This is a genomic window from Vreelandella sp. EE27, from assembly GCF_968206495.1.
Genome location: NZ_OZ309109.1, coordinates 1,422,426 through 1,440,350, shown reverse-complemented (window position 1 = coordinate 1,440,350; position 17,925 = coordinate 1,422,426). Strand labels below are relative to the sequence as shown.

Here is a 17,925-nt window from a genome sequence, read left to right as displayed (position 1 = left end):
TTAAAGGAGCACAGTATGAAGATCACCCGGCTTAAAACCTGGCAGGTACCGCCCCGCTGGCTATTTTTGAAAATCGAAACCGACGAAGGCGTGTACGGCTGGGGGGAGCCGGTGATCGAGGGGCGCGCCGCTACCGTCGAGACCGCCGTGCATGAGCTTTCCGACTACCTGATCGGTGAAGACCCGCACCGCATCGAGCACCTTTGGAACACGCTTTACCGGGCGGGGTTCTACCGCGGTGGGCCGATTCTGATGAGCGCCATCGCGGGTATCGACCAGGCACTTTGGGATTTGAAAGGCCGCGACCTGGGCGTGCCGGTTCACCAATTGCTGGGCGGGGCGGTGCGCGACAAAATGCGCATGTACGCCTGGACCGGCGGCGACCGGCCTGCTGATGTCGGCGCCGGTGCGAAGGCGCTGGTCGACAAGGGCTTTACCGCGTTCAAGATGAACGGCACCCCGGAGATGCAGATCGTCGACTCGCACAAAAAGATCGACGAGGCGGTGGCGCGCGTTTCCGAGGCCCGCGAGGCGGTCGGCCCGGATGTCGGCATCGGCATCGACTTCCACGGCCGGGTGCATCGCCCCATGGCCAAGGCGCTTTTGCGCGAGCTCGAGCCCTTCCACCCGATGTTCGTCGAAGAGCCGGTCGCCCCGGAGCACCTGCCCTGCCTGAAAGAGATCGCCGGCGGGCTCGGTTACCCCCTGGCCACCGGCGAGCGCCTGCACACCCGCTTTCAGTTTCGCGACCTGTTACAGGACGGCATGATCGATATCGTCCAGCCGGATATCTCCCACTGCGGCGGCATCAGCGAAGGCCTCAAGATCGCCGCCCTCGCCTCGGCCTACGACGTGGCACTCGCCCCGCACTGCCCGCTCGGCCCGCTCACGCTGGCCGCCTCGCTCCAGCTGGATGCGGTGAGCCACAACGCCTTCATCCAGGAGCAGAGCATGGGCATCCACTACAACCAGGGCAACGACGTGCTCGACTACCTGGTGGATACAAGTGCGCTTTCCATCGAGGACGGCTTCTGCGCCATTCCCCAGGGGCCGGGGCTTGGCGTGGAGATCAACGAGGCCTTCGTCGAAGAGCGCGCCCAAACCGGCCACCGCTGGCGCAACCCGGTGTGGCACCACGAAGATGGCTCCATCGCCGAGTGGTGAGCGAAGACCAGGAGGTTTGCGTGAAAGACGATATTCAGCATGTTCGCCAACGACTCGACTGGATCGCCGCGGACTGGGGCTCATCGAATCTACGCGTCTGGGCGATGGACCAAAACGACCAGGTGATCGCCCAGGACAAGAGCGACAAGGGCATGCTCGCCCTTTCAAGCAACGAATTCGAAGGCGAGCTTTATCGCCTGGTCACGCCCTGGCTTGCCGAAAAAAAGGTGGATGTTCTGGTGTGCGGCATGGCCGGCGCCCGCCAGGGCTGGCGGGAGGCAGCGTACCTGGCCCTGCCCGCAGCGCTTGACCGGCTAAGCCAGGGGGCGGTTCACCCACCGCTCGAAAACCAGGCGCTTAGGGTTCATTTATTACCCGGGGTAAGCCAGCGCCAAACGAGCGAAGGGTTCGATGTAATGCGCGGCGAGGAGACCCAGCTTGCCGGTCTTGTCGCCGACACCCCCGGGTTCGATGGCCTGGCCTGCCTGCCCGGCACCCATGCCAAGTGGGCGCGGCTGGAAAACGGCGCGCTGACCCGCTTCGCGACGTTTCTCACCGGCGAGCTTTATGAGCTGCTGGCCCGCCAATCGGTACTGCGCCACTCCATTGGCGAGGACGAAAACGATAAGACCTCGAACGCGGCCTTCCAGAACGCGGTGCGCGAAAGCTTCCAAACCCCGGCGCGCTTTAGCAACCAGCTTTTCAGGTTGCGCGCCCAGGATTTGCTCGATTCATCGCTGCCCCAAGGCGTGCGGCGTAAAAGCGTGCTCGCCGCCAGGCTCTCCGGGCTTGTGATCGGGCTCGAGCTTGCCAGGGCGGCGGAACTTACGCGGGAGGGAGAAAGTGTCACCTTGATCGGCGGCCATGCGCTGACTCGGCGCTACGGCCTGGCGCTCGATGCCATCGAGCGTCCTTACCAGATTTTCGACGGCGACACCGCGGTGATCAAGGGCCTGAGCCTGGCCCGCCGCTCGCTGACCGCTTGAACAGGAGATTGCCATGACGCTGCCCTTGATCGGCATTTTACGCGGCGTAACCCCCGCCGAAGTGGGGTCTATCGCCCAGGCGTTGATCGACGCAGGGATTACCCGCATCGAGGTGCCGCTGAACTCGCCAAAGCCGCTTGCCAGCATCGCGTACCTGGCCGAGCATTTCGGCAACCAGGCGCTGATCGGCGCGGGCACGGTGCTCACCCCCCAACAGGTGCGGGATGTGCACGCCGCCGGCGGGCGCTTGATCGTCTCGCCCAACGCCCGCCCGGCGGTCATCGAAGAAACCGCCCGGCTCGAAATGCAGAGCTGGCCGGGCATCGTCACCCCGTCTGAGGCGTTCGACGCCCTGGACGCCGGCGCCACCGGCTTGAAGCTCTTCCCCGCCGTGCAGGTGGGTATCGCGGGTATGAAAGCGGTGCGCGCGGTGCTACCCCCGGGCACGCTGCTGTACGCGGTGGGCGGCATCGGCGAGGAGAACTTCGGGGAGTGGCGCCTTGGGGGCATCGATGGTGCGGGCCTGGGCAGTGCACTCTACAAACCCGGCCAGAGCGCCGAGCAGGTGGCCCGCCAGGCCGCCGCGCTGGTCAGCGCCTGGCAAGCGGCAGGAGGTGGGCATGATTGATTCGATCCCGGCCAGGCTTGCCGTCGACTGCCGCTGTGAGCTGGGCGAAGGCCCTCAGTGGCAGGCGGCAAGCGGGCGTCTTTACTGGTGCGACATCCTCGGCCACACGCTTCACTGGCTGGAGCCCGAAACGGCCATCCACGAAAGCGTCGCTCTGGAACGCATGGTCTCCTGCGCTGCGCCGACCGAAGACGGCCAGCTACTGCTGGTCGGCGAAAACCGCCTGACGCTGTTCGACCCGGCCTCCAGGACCCAAACGCCGTTTTGCGATTTCGAAGCGGACAACCCGGTGACCCGCAGCAACGACGCCCGGGTCGACCGCCACGGCAGCCTTTGGCTTTCCACCATGGGCAAAAACGCCGAACCCGGCGCGGGCAGCCTCTACCGCCTGCACCGCGGCAAGCTCCACACCCTTCGCACCGACTTGACGATCCCCAACGCGATCTGTTTTTCACCGGAAGGCGATACGGCCTACTTCGCCGACACGCCCACCGGCGTGGTGATGCGCTGGGCGTTGGATGATGAAGGCTTTCCCATCGGCGAGCCCACATCATTCGCGGATTTCTCCCAAAGCCCAGGCAACCCGGACGGCGCAGTGATCGATAAAGAAGGCCTGATGTGGCTTGCGCTCTGGGGCGCGGGCAAGGTCGTGCGCTTGGACAAGCGCGGCCAAATCGTCGCCGACATCACACTTCCCGTCGACCAGCCCTCCTGCCCCGCCTTCGGCGGTGCGGCGCTCGAAACGCTCTATATCACCACCGCCCGCGAAGGGCTGAGTGATACCGAACTTGCCGCCACGCCAAAGGCAGGTTCGCTATTCGAAGGGAAGCCAGGTATCGCCGGGCTCGGTGAGCCGCCCATCCAATTAGCTTAGCCAATGTTGCAGAATCGCCAAAAGCGTCGAAAATGGGCCAAAAGCAGAAACGACGATAAGGCGAGGTAGTTTTGCAAACCAAAGCAGGCAATACCCAGGAGCGAGGCAGGATAAGACGGCAGCGGCTATTAAAAACGGCCGAGTCGCTTTTGAACGATCAGGCCATGGATACACTCACTTTGAGCCAAGTCGCCGAAGCGGCGAGTATACCCAAAGCGTCGGCGTATCATTTCTACAAAGATATTAACGACCTGTACGGCGATCTTTATGTCTGTTTGTCACAGCAGCTGGAAAACGTGATAGCCACCTGCGAGCTTCAAAACGCGAACGAGTGGTCGGACGTGCTTTCGCAGTGCATTCAGATCGGCGCCACCTGGGTCGACCAATCGACCAGCCGACGACAACTCATGTGGAACGGCAACGCCCCGTTCTCCATTCGCCAGGCAGGCCGCGCTGCCGACTTCCGGCTGGGAAACGTTGTCCTGAACCGACTACGAGAACAATTTGTAATCCCCGATGCGCCCCAACTGAGCGAACGCTTTTTCCGCGGCATGCAGATTGCCGATTTGTTCTTCACACTCAGCCTACTCGAAGAGCAAGTGCTTACCCGGTCCATGATCACCGAAGCATGCCATGGCACCGTTGGCTACATGAAGCAGCACCTGCCCTGCGCCCTCGCTAAACACGCATAGCCCAAGCCTACCTGCCCCTTAGAAAATCTGGCCGCGCAAAGCGCGGCCGAAACACAGGATTTAAAGCTTCAACGTCTGCAGGCAAGTAGCCGTTGCACCGCCGTCGATGCTAAAGACCGATCCGTTGATCAGCGAGGCACGATCCGACGCCAAAAAGCAGCATAGATCAGCGACTTCCGAGGGGTCTCCTGCGCGCTGGAGCGGCGTATCCGAAGTAACGAGTTCGTAGGCGCCCTCGAGCGAAAGACTCTCCCGCTCCATGACTGGCTGCATCTCCTCGTCTGCCATGGGCGTGCGAATCCAACCCGGGCAAATGGCGTTGGTGCATACGCCCTGAGGACCAAAATCGACGGCCAGCGAGCGCATCAGACCAATCAAGGCATGCTTTGCCGTGACGTAACCGCAGGTCGATGGCATCGCTTGAAGACCGGCCAGCGACGACATGATGACGAACTTGCCTTTACGCTCGATGAGCGCGGGCATGGCGGCCTTCGCCGTAATAAACGCGGTATCCAGGTTAGCGGTCATTTCAAGACGCCATGCATCCTCTGAAAGTTCGAGCGCATTACCTACCTGCACCGTTCCCGCACAGGCAATGACCGCATCCAGTCCACCGAACGTCTCTGTGGCCTTGGCGACGATGGCATTCATGCTGTCGAGAGAAGATGCATCCGCCGCCATGTATATAACGGATTCAGGCGCGTCGAGCTCTTTGGCGACCTGCTCGAGCGCTTCGTGGCGAAGATCCGTCAGTACCACTTTACCGCCTTCAGCGAGAACCTGCTTGGCGACCGCGCGACCGATGCCGGCGCCTGCGCCGCCGGTGACTAGCACTACTTTATCTTTAAGCATGATTAAACACCGCCTCATTGATCAAAACTCGACTGTATTCGGTTTTCGATCCAATGAAAAGGCAAGATGTCACTTTGTTGCCTGGGCTCAGCCGGACGGCAATAAAAAAGCCCGGTGGATTGCACCGGGCGATTCAAGCGTTCAAGAGAGGTGAATAGCGCTACAGTTACCCCCCGGCAAAGCTTATGTACATCACGATCACCAGGATCACCAGCACCGCGCCGACGGGTACCGCGCCTTTCCAGGGGGTCAGGTCGACATCCCCCGTGTCCTGCTGGACCCAGTCGGTTTCCCGGGGGCGCAGCTTGCCGATGACCAGCATCATGACCACCAGTAGCGCGAACACCAGGGCGACGAAGTGGAACTCGTGCATCACTTCGGGCAGCAGTGTGAACGGCGGCACGAAGTAGCCCGCAGAGATCATCAAGCAGCCGCCGACCAGCGCGATCTTGGCGGCCATGGGCGGTACACGCTTGGTGAGAAGCCCGACGATGACCACCGCCAGAATCGGGATGAAGTAGATGGCGTTCATCTTCTGCAGATAGCCGAACAGGCTCTCCTGGCCTGCGAGCAGCGGCGCGATGATCATGGTGAGTATCGCCATGATCCAGCCGAATACCTTGCCGGATTTCACCACCTGCTCTTCGTTCGCGTCCGGATTCAGCACGCCCTTGTAGATGCCCAGGCTGAAAATCGTGGTGGTACTGTTCAATGCCGAGTTGAACGACGAGAGGATCGCGCCGACCATCACCGCGGCGAAAAAGCCCGTAAGGTACGGCGGCAACACGTTGAAGACCAGGTGGCCGTAGGCCTCGTCGGCGCGCACGCCGTCATCGAAGTAAAGGTGGTAAGCGATGATGCCGGGCAGCACGAGATAAAGCGGGCCAAGCAGTTTGAAAAAGCCGGTGAGCAGCACGCCTTTTTGGCCTTCCGCCAGGTTCTTGGCGGCGAAGGTGCGCTGGATGATCTGCTGGTTGGTGCTCCAGTAGAAAAGATTGATCAGGAAAACGCCGGTGAACAGCGTGAAAAACGGCACCTGCTGCTCGTCGCCGCCGATGGAGTTGAACTGCTCGGGGTTGGACTCCTTGAGGATGCTCCAGCCTTCCATCACCCCGGTGCCGTCGCTTACCGCCTGCAGGCCGAAGTAGACGATGACGAAGCCGCCGATCAAAAGCCCCGCGCCGTTCAGCGTGTCCGACACCGCGACGGTACGCAAGCCCCCAAACAGGGCGTAAATCGCGCCAATGATGCCGACGATCCATACGGTGAGCCACAAAAGCGTCGTCGAGGAGTCGATACCGGTCAACCCTTGAAGGTCGAGCATACCCTGCAAACCGATGGCACCGGAGTAGAGAATGATCGGCAGCAAAATCACCGCGTAGGCGATCAAAAAGATCACGTTGGTGATCAGCTGGGTGGTTTTATCGAAGCGAATCTCGAGAAGCTGAGGAAGCGTGGCGATACCGCTTTTCAAAAAGCGCGGCAAGAAGAACAGCGCCAGCGCCACCAGGGCGATGACCGCCACCACTTCCCAGGCCATGACACTCAGGCCGTCGGCAAAAGCCGACCCGTTGAGGCCGACCATCTGCTCGGTGGAGAGGTTGGTCATCAACAGCGAACCGGCAATCAGCGGGAAGGTCAGGCTACGCCCGGCCAGAAAATAGCCGCTGGTGCTGGAGTGATCGTCGCGGCGGGTAATCCGCCAGGTAACAAGCGCGACCAAACCTGTAAAAAACAGGAAGGACGCCAGGGTCAGCAGGTGCATGCTCGCCTCCGGGTTGCACGCGCCTCGATAGCGCGCGGATATGTCAGACAATTAAAACGCTCATTTTAATCGCCGCGCCCCGGCTGGGTAATCCACCTTTGGTAGTAGCACGCTAGGCACTATTACCCGCTTTTTCAGCCCCCGTGCCCACAAAAAGCCCAGGCCAACGAGCGGCCTGGGCTTGAGGGTCTTTTTAAATGGCGAACGCTTAGTGGTGGAAGCGCTCTGCGGCTTCCTGGGCGAGCTTTTTGATGCCGTCCCAATCCTCGGCTTCGACCATGGCCTTGGGCGTCAGCCAGCTGCCGCCCACGCACATGACGTTGGGAAGCTTCAAATACTCGTCTGCGTTATCCAGGGTGATGCCGCCGGTCGGGCAGAAACGTGCATCCCCCAGCGGCCCGCCGATCGCCTTGATCGCTTTGGAGCCGCCGCTGGATTCCGCGGGGAAGAACTTGAAGCGCCGGTAGCCGTACTGCCAGCCGGTCATTAGTTCGGACACGGTGGAAACGCCGGGCAGCATGGGCACCGGGCTTTCGACGCCATAGCGGTAGAGCGCCTCGGTGGTGCCGGGGGTGACGACGAAATCGGCACCGACCTCTTCGGCCTGGCGGTACTGGGCGGGGGTGAGCACGGTACCCACGCCGATGCTGGCGCCGGTCAGCTCTTTCTTCATGCGCTTGATGGCCTCAAGCGCGCAGTCGGTGCGTAGCGTCACTTCCAGCACATTGATACCGCCTTCGATCAGCGCGCGGCCCATGGGTACGGCGTCTTCCAGCCGGTCGATGGTGATGACCGGTATGACTTCGGCTTTCAAGCAAATACTGTCGAGTTCTGCGGTGCGGCTGGAGGGGAGCTGTTTATCGATCGTCATTGTGGTGTTTCTCCAGTTAACTGATGGGGGCGCTTAAGTAAAAAACCCTAAGGGGCCCAGTAAATGGCCAGGGGGCAGCTCAAGAAGGCGCGGATAGGGAGCGTGCGAACATCGTCGCCGCCCAGGGCGCGGCCGAGTACGGCGCGCTTGTCCTCGCCGGTAATATGCAGAAAGTGGCGGCGCGCCTGGTGCAGGCGGTTCGCGCTGAACGTGATGCGCGGCTGGGGCTGGCTTGGCGTGCGTACGGCCACCAGCGTTTCGTCGGTGGCAAGCGCCAGGCCAAGCTCCGGGCTATCGGGGAAAAGCGAGGCGGTGTGGCCGTCGCTGCCCATTCCCAGAATGACCACGCTTGCCGGCCAGGCAAGCGCTTCGGTACGCCGCGCGACGTCTTCCACGCCCTGCTCCGGCGTCTCGGCGCTAGCGGTCAAGGGGATGAAGTCGGCGTTGGCCGCCTCCCCCACCAGCAGGTTTTCGCGCACGAGTTTGGCGTTGCTGTCATTGCTTTGGGCGTCGACCCAGCGCTCGTCGGCAAGCGTCACCTGGACGCGCTGCCATGGCAGCGGTTTGGCCGCCAGTGCTTTGAAGAAAGGCACCGGGGTGGAGCCGCCGGATACCACCAGCAGCACCTTTTCCTGCTGGGCCAGGTCGCTTTCGAGCGCCTGAAAAACCGCTTCGGCCAGTTGCTCGGCCAAGGCGTTGCGTACGTTGCTCATCCTAGTAGTCCTCGTACCAGCTGCGGCCATCCTGGGTAATCATGGCAATGGATGCTACCGGCCCCCAGGAACCAGCGGGGTAGCGTCGGGGCGGCGTTTCGCGGGTTTTCCAGCCGTCGATCAGCTGGTCACACCAGCGCCAGGCGAACTCGACTTCATCCCGGCGCACGAACAGATACTGCTGGCCTTTCATGACTTCCAGCAGCAGCCGCTCATAGGCATCCGGAATACGCGACTTCGGAAAGGCGCTGTTGAAATCCAGGTGCAGCGGGCCCTGGCGCAGGCGCATGCCTTTATCCAGACCGCTGTCCTTGGTCAGCACTTGTAGCGCGATGCCCTCTTCCGGCTGCAGGCGAATGATCAGCTTGTTGGAGGCGATGTCGCGCTGGTCCGGGTCGAAAATGTAGTGCGGCTGCTGGCGAAAGTGAATGACGATTTGCGAGAGCTTCTCCGGCATGCGTTTGCCGGTGCGCAGGTAGAACGGCACGCCGGCCCAGCGCCAGTTGCTCACTTCGGTTTTCATGGCCACGAAGGTTTCGGTGTGGCTGTCGGTGTTGGCGCCCTCTTCGTCCAGGTAGCCCGGCACCGACTGGCCGTCGCTGGTGCCGCCGATATATTGCCCGCGTACCACGTCGCGCCCCAGCGCCTCGCCGGTGAAGGGTTTGAGCGCCTTGAGCACTTTTACTTTTTCATCGCGGATGGCGTCGGCGTCCAGATTCGACGGCGGGTCCATGGCGATCAGGCATAAAAGCTGGAGCAGGTGGTTTTGCACCATGTCGCGGAGCTGGCCGGCATCGTCGAAGTAGCCCCAGCGCCCTTCGATGCCGACCTTTTCGGCCACGGTGATCTCCACATGCGAAATGTGGTTTTGATTCCACTGGGTGCCGAACAGCGGATTGGCAAAGCGCAGCGCAATCAGGTTCTGCACCGTCTCCTTACCCAGGTAGTGATCGATACGGTAGACGCGCTCTTCCGGGAACACCGCGCCGATGGCATCGTTGACCTCTTTGGAGGACGCCAGGTCGTAGCCGATGGGCTTTTCCACCACCACGCGGGTGTCGTCGTCGAGACTTTCGCTCTCTGAAAGGTTATGGCAGATATCGCCATAGATACGCGCCGCCACGGAGAGATACACCACCATGGGGCGGTTCGCGCCTTCGCGCCAGGCCTTGATCGCGCTATAACCTTCCACGCTTTTGAAATCGAGCTGCAGGTATTCGAGCCGGTTCAGAAAGCGCTCGAGGCTTTGCGGGTCCTGCTCGTCGTCCTTGAGACGTTTTTGAAGCGCCTCCAAAACCAGCTCGCGAAAGCCGTCGGTGTCGTGCTCTTGCCGGGCAAGCCCCAGAATACGCGTGGCCTCGGGCATCAGCCCTTCGCGGTCCAGATGATAAAGGGCTAAAAAGAGCTTGCGCGTGGCAAGGTCTCCCAGCGCACCAAAAAGCGCCAGGTCGATCGCATGGTTCGGATCGCCTAAAGGGGATTGGGGCTGGCTCATCGTGACTCCTTGATCCAGAGGCCGCTCAACGTTGTTGAATTACCTAAAATCTATCCGATGGCGGCCATGATACGCAATAAATTATGTAATTTTACTACCTAACGAAAATTTTTTACCCGCCACCCCTGAATACCGTGCGGGGCACCGTATGGCAACGCTCAGGGTAAAAAAGAACCGCGACTTTTTACGGATTTTTTATACCAGCCCATGATGAGATAAGCGCATCCTGCCCCACAAGACGAGACGAGACGAGACGAGACGACCATGCTCCCTGCCACGATAAGCGTATTGAAGCAGCGCGACGTTAGCCGCCAATGGGGGCCGGTCATCAGAATTCTCGCGGTGATCTGGATGATTTTGGCGCTGTTCATGCTGCTGCCGCTCTGCGTACTGCTTTGGGAAAATGACCCGGACGCCCACGCCTTCCTGCTGGCGGTGCTGCTCGTTACCCTACCTGCGGGCCTTGGCCTGGCGGCCACCCGGGGCATCCCTATCGAGCTTAAACCCTGGCAGATGTTTGTGCTAACCGTGGCCAGCTGGGTCAGCGTGAGCGCTTTTGCAAGCCTTCCGCTCATATTGGGCGCCCCGCAAATGAGCGTGACCAACGCTATCTTCGAGTCGGTCTCGGCGATTACCACCACCGGCTCCACGGTCATGGTGGGCATCGAGCACTTATCCGATGGCCTCAAGCTTTGGCGCGGCCTCATGCAGTGGCTGGGCGGCATTGGCATCATCGTCATGGGCATCGCGATTCTGCCCTTTTTGAAAGTCGGCGGCATGCGCCTTTTTCATACCGAGTCCTCGGACTGGTCGGAGAAGGTCATGCCGCGCACCGGCGGCATCGCCAAGGCTACGCTGAGTATTTACGTGGGCCTGACGTTTCTGGCCATGGCAAGCTACTGGTTTGGCGGCATGGCGCCCATCGACGCCGTCGTCCACGCCATGACCTCGCTTGCCACCGGCGGCTTTGCCAATTCCGATGCCTCCTTCGGCGCCTACGCGCAAATGCCCTGGCTTTTGTGGCTGGCAAGCTTTTTTATGTTGTGCGGTGCGCTGCCCTTCGTGCTGTATATCCGCTTTTTAGCCGGCGCCCCCGGCGCGCTTTGGCACGATCATCAGGTACGCGGGCTTTTAAAACTGCTGCTGGCGACCATTGTGCTATTGAGCCTTTGGCGCATTGTTCACGGCGACCCCTGGTTTGCCTCGCTCACCCATGTCACGTTCAACGTGATCTCAGTGGTGACGACCACCGGCTACGCCTCGGACGACTACACGCTTTGGGGAACGCTGCCGGTCACCGCGTTTTTCTATCTGACCTTTATGGGCGGCTGCAGCGGCTCGACCAGCGGGGGCATGAAAATGTTTCGGTTTCAGATCGCCCTGCTGATGCTGCGCAACCAGCTCCGGTATTTGATTCACGCCAACGGTGTGTTTACCACGCGCTATAATCAGCAGCCGGTGACCAGCGACATCTCGCGAAGCGTGGTGGCGTTCTCGTTTTTCTTCTTGATCACGATCGCGGTGCTGGCGCTTTTGCTATCCACCCTCGGCCTTGATTTGGTCACCTCCGTCACCGGGGCCGCTACGGCGGTGGCCAACGTGGGCCCGGGCCTTGGTGATGTGATTGGCCCGGCGGGCAACTTCTATACCTTACCGAACGCGGCCAAATGGCTTTTATGCCTGGGCATGCTGCTGGGCCGCCTTGAGATACTCACCGTCGTGGTGCTGATGACACCGATGTTCTGGCGCCACTAACGCCAATGCGTCGGCGCGGGCTCCACCAGTAGCCGATACCCCACTCCGGCCTCGGTCTGCAAAAGCGCCGGGGCCTGGGGGTCGTCGCCGAGCTTTTGTCGCAGCCGGCTGATGACGATGCGCAGGTAGTGCGTATCGTCCACGTGGGTCGGGCCCCATACTTCCTTGAGCAGTTGGGTCTGGGTCACGACGCGACCGGCATGGCGGCAAAGACGCGCCACGACGGCAAACTCCTTACGAGTGAGGTGTACCGGCGCCTGGTTCAGCGTGACCCGGCGAAGCGTCAGGTCGATATCAAGCCCGTGGTCCGTGGTATAGCCACTGGCAGCGTCTTCACCCTTCGCCCGGTGGGCCTGACGCTGCACGGCGCGAATACGAGCCAGAAGTTCCTGAATGCCGAACGGCTTGGTCACGTAGTCGTTGGCTCCCACGTCCAGGGCGCTCACCTTCTCGTCTTCCCGGTCGCGCACCGAGACCACGATCACCGGTACGCTGCTGTGCTCGCGAATACCGCGCAGAACCTCGTGGCCGTCCATGTCGGGCAAGCCCAGGTCAAGCAGTACTACGTCCGGTGCCTGGGTATACACCGCGCCCAGCGCCTGCTCGCCGTTTTCCGCTTCCAGCACGGCGTAGCCCTGGGAGGCCAGGCTGATACGCAGAAAGCGCCGGATCTGGGGTTCGTCGTCGACGATCAAGATACGTCCGCTGGCGTCACTCTTCATCGGCTCTCCTTGAGTCGGTGTCTTCCAGTGGCAGGGTGATAATGATGGCGGTGCCTTGGCCGTTCTCTGCGGTGTCGGCGCTGATGGTGCCGCCATGGGCGCCAATCATGCCCCGACAGATGGCCAATCCCAGGCCACTACCGTGAGCGCTGCGATCGCCGTCGCCACCGCTGTAGAACATATCGAATACCTGCTCGCGCAGCTCCAGGGAGATACCCGGGCCCTGATCTTCGATGGTGATGACCAGCGTGGTCGGTTTGCCTTCGCGCAGGTGGGCCTTGATGTAAAGCTCCCCGCCCGGCGGTGAAAACCGCTGGGCGTTGTCCAGCACGTTGACCAGCGCTTGCTCGACCAGCGCCGGGTGAACGTACAAAAGCGGCAGCGATCCAAGCCAGGACCGGCGCACCGTTACGTGCTTCATGGCATGTTCCAGGCGCTTGAGCGCTGCGTTGATTATGTCATCGAAGGAAACCCAGTCGCGCTCGATTTTCAGCGTACCGTGGCCCAGCCGCGTCATGTCCAGCAGGTTCTGGATATAGCGATTGAGCCGTTCGCTCTCGGAGAGAATCCCGTCCAGCAGCTCACGCTGGTCACTGTCGCTCAGCTGGGGCTTGAGTTCGATCAACGAGCTGGTGGCGCCGATAATCGAGGCAAGCGGGGTGCGCAGGTCGTGAGACACCGACGAGAGTAGCGCCGAGCGCAGCCGCTCGTTCTCCTCCGAAACCCGCGTGGCACTCAGCTCGGCGACCAGCCGGGTGCGCTCCAGCGCCATGCTAAGCTGGCGCAGCAGCGTGTCCATCAGTGCCTCCTGCTCATGGCTTAGGGCCTTGGGGTTCTCCGCCAGTTTGAGGGCGAGCATGCCCAGGGTCTGCCCCTGCACCGTCAACGGCGTCAGCCGCCAAGCCTGATGGCTAAGGGTCTGCGTGTCTCGCCCGCTGGGCTTGTGGTGCTGCCAGCTCCATACCGCTGCCTGCCGGGCAGTGATATCGAGGTGCTCGGCGGCGGGCACCGCGTGCTTAACGCGCACTTCACTGGCGCTCTCGGCGCTTTCAATGAACATCGTGGGCACCTTAAAGCAACTCACCAGCGTATCGACGCCCACCCGGGCAACGCCGGCGCTGTCGGTCGCCATGGAAAGCTGTTCGGCGTAGCGCAGCAGTAGCTGGGTCTGGTCGCGGCTCGCCCGCAGAGCCAGCAGGCGCTGGCGCCCGCGCCCGGCCAGTTGCCCCACCACCAGCGCCACCAGAAAGAACAGCACCACGGTCAATAGCTGTCCGCGCTCGACCATCGCAAAGGTCAGCCGCGGCTGGGTAAAGAAGAAGTTGAACACCAGAAACCCGGCCACGGCGCTGAGCATGGCCATGGTGGTACCTGCCCAGACGGCGCTGAACAGCACGGCGGCCAGAAACACCAGCGACAAGTTGGCAAGCTCCAACCAGGGTTCCAGCACCAGCGCCACGCCCAAAGAGGCCATGACGCCGACACCAGTGGCAATGAACATTGAAGGGCACAGCCGCAGGGCAACCCGGCGTGGCGCCCGGTGGCCTCGGCGGCTTCCCTGGGCCACCACGACGATATCGAACGCCTCGCCCTGAGCCATCAGCCGCGTGGCTAGCGGGCGCGACCACCAGCGGCGCCCCGCTCCGCGCCCCACCACGATGGTGGTGGCGTTGATGGTACGGGCGTAATTGATAACTTCCGCCGACTGGCTTTGCCCTTGTAGGCGCAGCGAATCACCGCCTAACCGGGCCACCAGGCTGAAGGTACGCTCGATGGCCAGCTGCTGCTCGGCGCTGTCGGCGCCCTTGTCGACATACACCGCGCGCCAGACGGCCAAGCGCCGTTCGGCCATGCGGTGGGACGCGCGCACCAGCGCGATATCGTTCTCATTACCGTTGACCACTACCACCAGGTGCGGCCTGACCGGCCAGGGCCCGGCACGCCCTCCGGCGTCCATGGCAACCTTGACATCGGCATCGACCCGCTCGGCCATGGTCTGGATGGCAAGCTCGCGAAGCGCGTGGAGGTTCGACTCACTGAAATAACCCTCCATGGCGGCGCGGGCCTGCTCCGGGATGTAGACCTTGCCGCGCTTCAAGCGCTCGAGAAGCTCCACCGGGGTCAGATCGACCAGCGACACGTCCCGGGCACGCTCAAGCAGTGCATCGGGCACGGTTTCACGCATCCGGATCCCGGTAATTCGGGCGACGTCATCATTGAGGCTCTCCAGGTGCTGGACATTGACCGTGGTCCATACGTCGATGCCCGCCGCCAAAAGCTCCTCGATATCCTGATAGCGTCTGGCGTGGCGGCTGCCGGGAATATTGCGATGGGCAAGCTCATCCACCAGCAAGATACCGGGGCGGCGCGCCAGGGCGGCGTCGATATCGAACTCGTGAAAGGTGCGACCGTGATGCTGCAAAGGCGCCAGCGCAATCCGCGCCAGGCCCTCACAAAGCGCTTCGGTGTCGCCGCGGCCGTGGGACTCGACCACGCCGATCACGATGTCCTCGCCCTCCTCTTGTCGCTCGCGGGCGGTGCGCAGCATGGTGTAGGTCTTGCCAACCCCCGGCGCGGCGCCTAGAAAGACACGCAAGCAGCCGCGCGCCTCCCGGCGCGCGGCTTTGAGTAATGCATCGGGATCGGGCCGCTGATCCGCTGAATACATTGTGTCACTCCACGGTGTTGTTCGGGGTATCGTCGGTGCTTGCCGGCAAGTCACTACCCGCGGCGATGGGGTAGCGCTCATCAAGGCCTGCGTTCAGGCGCAGCACGTTGACTACGGGCGCGCCCAACCAGCCGGTATTCTCAAGGGCCGACGCGAGCAGCGCGGTCACGCTAGCTTCGTCGATTTGGCGCGCCTGCGCCACCCTTGCCACCTGAAGTCGGGCGGCCGCTGGTGAGATATGCGGGTCAATCCCTGAGCCGGAGGCGGTGATCAGATCGATCGGGATCTGATCGACACTCACGCCTTCCCGTTGGGCAATGGCGTTGGCATCCGCCTCGGCCCGCGCGCGCAGCGCTGCGTTGTCCGGCGCCAGGTTCGAACCGGCAGCCCCACCGGCATCGTTGTCCGCGGCGGACGGGCGGCCAATAAAGTACGCATCACCGACAAAGGTCTGACCGACAAGACGCGAGCCGATGACCCGCCCCTCGGCGTCGCGCATCAGGCTGCCTCCCGCCTGCTCGGGGAACAGCCAGCCGCCGACGGCGGTGGTGGCCAGCGGATAGGCAAGCCCCAGAAGCACGGCCATGACGGCCATGAAGCGCAGCGCGCTACTCCAGGAGGTAGGCACCTGACAGGTTTCTTCACTGGCCACGGGTGACGCTTTTTGCGCGACGTTCACGGCATTATTCATGGAAGTTCTCCTAAAGGAATAGAGCGATCAGCATGTCCAGTAGCTTGATGGCGGGAAACGGCAGCAGCAGCCCGCCCAGCCCATAGATCAGCAGGTTACGGCGTAAAAGCTCGGTGGCCGAGGCCGCCTTGACGGATACCCCGCGCAGGGCGAAAGGAATCAGCGCGGGTATGATCAAGGCGTTGAATGCCACCGCCGCCAGCACCGCCGTGGTGGGGGAATGCAGGTGCATCACGTCCAGCACGCCAAGCGCTGGAAGGCTGGCGGCAAACAGCGCCGGCAAAATGACGAAGTACTTGGCCACATCGTTGGCCAGCGAAAACGTGGTCAGCGCTCCCCGGGTCACCAGCAGCTGCTTGCCGATTTCCACTGCGTGGATCAGCTTGCCAGGGTCGGAGTCCAGATCCACCATGTTGGCGGCTTCACGAGCGGCCTGGGTGCCAGAATTCATCGCTAGACCAAGATCCGCCTGGGCAAGCGCGGGGGCGTCGTTGGTACCGTCCCCTACCATGGCCACCAGACGCCCGCTGGCCTGCTCTTCGCGAATCAATGCCAGTTTGCGCTCCGGGGTGGCCTCGGCAATATAGTCGTCCACCCCGGCGGTGGCGGCAATGGCCGAGGCGGTGATCGGGTTGTCGCCGGTGATCATGACGGTTTTGATGCCCATGGCGCGCAGCTCGGCGAATTTCTGCGCGATACCGCTTTTGATCACATCCGACAGCGCCACCACGCCCAGCAACTGCTTGCCTTCAGCCACGGCGATGGGCGTTGCGCCGTCTCGGGAGATACGCTCGATGACCTGCTCGTAGTCGCCGGGGATCTCGCCGCCCTGCGCCTTGACCCAGGCGGCGATGGCGTTGGGTGCGCCCTTGCGAAGCGCACGTCCGCTTGTCAGATCCACCCCTGACAGCCGAGTTTCGGCGCTGAACGCCTCGAACGTGGCACCCTCGGCCTCATCACTGAGCGTGCGATCCACACCCTGTTCGGTGGCCAGAGCGACAATCGAGCGTCCTTCCGGGGTCGGGTCTTCCAGCGACGTAAGAAACGCCACATCGCGAAGGCGCTGGCGTGATACCTGCCAACAGGGGGCAAACTCCGTAGCGCGTCGATCCCCCAGGGTGATGGTGCCGGTCTTGTCCAGCAGCAGCGTGTCGATACTGCCGGCGATCTCCACGGCCTTGCCGGACTTGGCTACCAGATTGGCGCGCAGGGCGCGCTCCATGCCGGCAATGCCGATAGCCGGCAGCAACCCGCCGATGGTGGTGGGTATCAGACACACCAGCAGTGCCACCAGCATGACCGGCGAGGTTTCTACACCGACGAAGGCGGCCATGGGAACCAGCGTGACCACCACGATCAGAAACACCAGGGTGAGCATCGCCAGCAGCACCGAGAGCGCAAGCTCCGAAGGCGTCTTCTGGCGGTTGGCGCTTTCCACCAGGGCAATCATGCGATCGAGCAGCGACTCACCGGGGTTGGCACTCACCTCGATGACCAGTTGATCCGACAGCACCTGAGTGCCCGCGCTGACGCCGCTGTTATCGGTACCGGCTTCACGCAGTACTGGCGCGGACTCGCCGGTCACCGCCGATTCGTTGATCGACGCCGCGCCTTCGACGATATCGCCATCGGCCGGGATCAGTTCGCCCGCTACCACGATGATGCGATCGCCCTTGCGCAACGACTCTGCGGTGACACTTCGAAGGGCGCCGTCGGCCTCAAGCTTTTTCGCCGAAAGCTCTGACTTGGTCTTGCGCAGTGCCCCGGCGTGCGCCTTGCCGCGGGATTCAGCCAACGACTCCGCGCCGGTGGCGAACAGCACCGTGGCCAGCAGCAGCAGCGCAATGGCCAGAGCAAAGCCACCGTTTTCCCCTTGCGCAAAGGCAACGGGGGCTAGCGCGAAGCACACCACGGTGCCGATGGCGACCACCGCCATGACCGGATTACGTGCCAGAAGGCGCGGCGCCAGGCCCTTGATTGCCCCAGTCACCACCTGAGCGTTAAGCGGCGAACGACGCGGCTTGTTGGCTAACGGTATATCTGACATCT

15 protein-coding genes are annotated in these 17,925 nt (G+C 62.3%); 6 read left to right on the top strand and 9 right to left on the bottom strand.

Annotated elements, in window-relative coordinates:
• Positions 1-15: 15 nt before the first annotated feature.
• The 5 genes from dgoD to ACWHVV_RS06910 all read left to right on the top strand — a co-directional run bounded on the left by dgoD (position 16) and on the right by ACWHVV_RS06910 (position 4,344).
• On the top strand, positions 16-1,164 hold the full coding sequence (gene dgoD, locus ACWHVV_RS06930) for a galactonate dehydratase (RefSeq protein ID WP_447928670.1): 1,149 nt from the start codon (positions 16-18) through the stop codon (positions 1,162-1,164).
• Positions 1,165-1,184: 20 nt separating this feature from the next.
• Positions 1,185-2,150, top strand: a complete 966-nt coding sequence (locus ACWHVV_RS06925; protein ID WP_447928669.1) for a 2-dehydro-3-deoxygalactonokinase — start codon at positions 1,185-1,187, stop codon at positions 2,148-2,150.
• A 13-nt stretch (positions 2,151-2,163) separates the two neighbouring features.
• Positions 2,164-2,778: a 2-dehydro-3-deoxy-6-phosphogalactonate aldolase gene (locus tag ACWHVV_RS06920; protein ID WP_447928668.1), complete on the top strand. Its 615-nt coding sequence runs from the start codon at positions 2,164-2,166 to the stop codon at positions 2,776-2,778.
• A complete protein-coding gene (locus ACWHVV_RS06915) occupies positions 2,771-3,652 on the top strand; it encodes an SMP-30/gluconolactonase/LRE family protein (RefSeq protein ID WP_447928667.1) in 882 nt (293 codons plus the stop codon). The genes ACWHVV_RS06920 and ACWHVV_RS06915 overlap by 8 nt, the downstream gene beginning before the upstream one ends.
• A gap of 71 nt (positions 3,653-3,723) precedes the next feature.
• Positions 3,724-4,344, top strand: coding sequence for a TetR/AcrR family transcriptional regulator (locus tag ACWHVV_RS06910; protein ID WP_447928666.1), 621 nt, complete (start codon positions 3,724-3,726; stop codon positions 4,342-4,344).
• A gap of 60 nt (positions 4,345-4,404) precedes the next feature.
• Here the strand turns inward: ACWHVV_RS06910 and ACWHVV_RS06905 are convergent, their stop codons facing one another.
• The 5 genes from ACWHVV_RS06905 to zwf form a co-directional block, all read right to left on the bottom strand.
• Positions 4,405-5,196, bottom strand: coding sequence for an SDR family NAD(P)-dependent oxidoreductase (locus ACWHVV_RS06905; RefSeq protein ID WP_447928665.1), 792 nt, complete (start codon positions 5,194-5,196; stop codon positions 4,405-4,407).
• 166 nt (positions 5,197-5,362) lie between these two features.
• Positions 5,363-6,961, bottom strand: coding sequence for a solute:sodium symporter family transporter (locus tag ACWHVV_RS06900; RefSeq protein WP_447929125.1), 1,599 nt, complete (start codon positions 6,959-6,961; stop codon positions 5,363-5,365).
• A gap of 208 nt (positions 6,962-7,169) precedes the next feature.
• Positions 7,170-7,832: a bifunctional 4-hydroxy-2-oxoglutarate aldolase/2-dehydro-3-deoxy-phosphogluconate aldolase gene (locus tag ACWHVV_RS06895; protein WP_447928664.1), complete on the bottom strand. Its 663-nt coding sequence runs from the start codon at positions 7,830-7,832 to the stop codon at positions 7,170-7,172.
• A 47-nt stretch (positions 7,833-7,879) separates the two neighbouring features.
• On the bottom strand, positions 7,880-8,545 hold the full coding sequence (pgl, locus tag ACWHVV_RS06890; RefSeq protein ID WP_447928663.1) for a 6-phosphogluconolactonase: 666 nt from the start codon (positions 8,543-8,545) through the stop codon (positions 7,880-7,882).
• A 1-nt stretch (position 8,546) separates the two neighbouring features.
• Positions 8,547-10,040, bottom strand: a complete 1,494-nt coding sequence (gene zwf / locus ACWHVV_RS06885) for a glucose-6-phosphate dehydrogenase (protein ID WP_447928662.1) — start codon at positions 10,038-10,040, stop codon at positions 8,547-8,549.
• A gap of 264 nt (positions 10,041-10,304) precedes the next feature.
• On the opposite strand from zwf, the gene ACWHVV_RS06880 reads away from it, so the two are divergent.
• The gene (locus ACWHVV_RS06880) at positions 10,305-11,795 is read left to right on the top strand and encodes a TrkH family potassium uptake protein (RefSeq protein ID WP_447928661.1); all 1,491 of its coding nucleotides are present in this window, start codon (positions 10,305-10,307) and stop codon (positions 11,793-11,795) included.
• On the opposite strand, the gene ACWHVV_RS06875 is transcribed toward ACWHVV_RS06880, so the two are convergent.
• Genes ACWHVV_RS06875 through kdpB form a run of 4 tightly spaced genes read right to left on the bottom strand, consistent with a single transcriptional unit; the run spans position 11,792 to position 17,923 of the window.
• Positions 11,792-12,517 carry a response regulator gene (locus ACWHVV_RS06875; protein WP_447928660.1) on the bottom strand — a complete coding sequence of 242 codons (726 nt, stop codon included), beginning with the start codon at positions 12,515-12,517 and terminating at the stop codon, positions 11,792-11,794. The genes ACWHVV_RS06880 and ACWHVV_RS06875 overlap by 4 nt on opposite strands.
• Positions 12,507-15,185 (bottom strand): ATP-binding protein, encoded by a 2,679-nt coding sequence (locus ACWHVV_RS06870; protein ID WP_447895688.1) that lies wholly within the window; start codon positions 15,183-15,185, stop codon positions 12,507-12,509. Before ACWHVV_RS06870 ends, ACWHVV_RS06875 begins: the two co-directional genes overlap by 11 nt.
• Before the next feature lie 4 nt (positions 15,186-15,189).
• Positions 15,190-15,876: a potassium-transporting ATPase subunit KdpC gene (gene kdpC / locus ACWHVV_RS06865; protein ID WP_447895687.1), complete on the bottom strand. Its 687-nt coding sequence runs from the start codon at positions 15,874-15,876 to the stop codon at positions 15,190-15,192.
• A gap of 10 nt (positions 15,877-15,886) precedes the next feature.
• On the bottom strand, positions 15,887-17,923 hold the full coding sequence (gene kdpB, locus ACWHVV_RS06860; RefSeq protein ID WP_447928659.1) for a potassium-transporting ATPase subunit KdpB: 2,037 nt from the start codon (positions 17,921-17,923) through the stop codon (positions 15,887-15,889).
• Between the last annotated feature and the right edge of the window lie 2 nt (positions 17,924-17,925).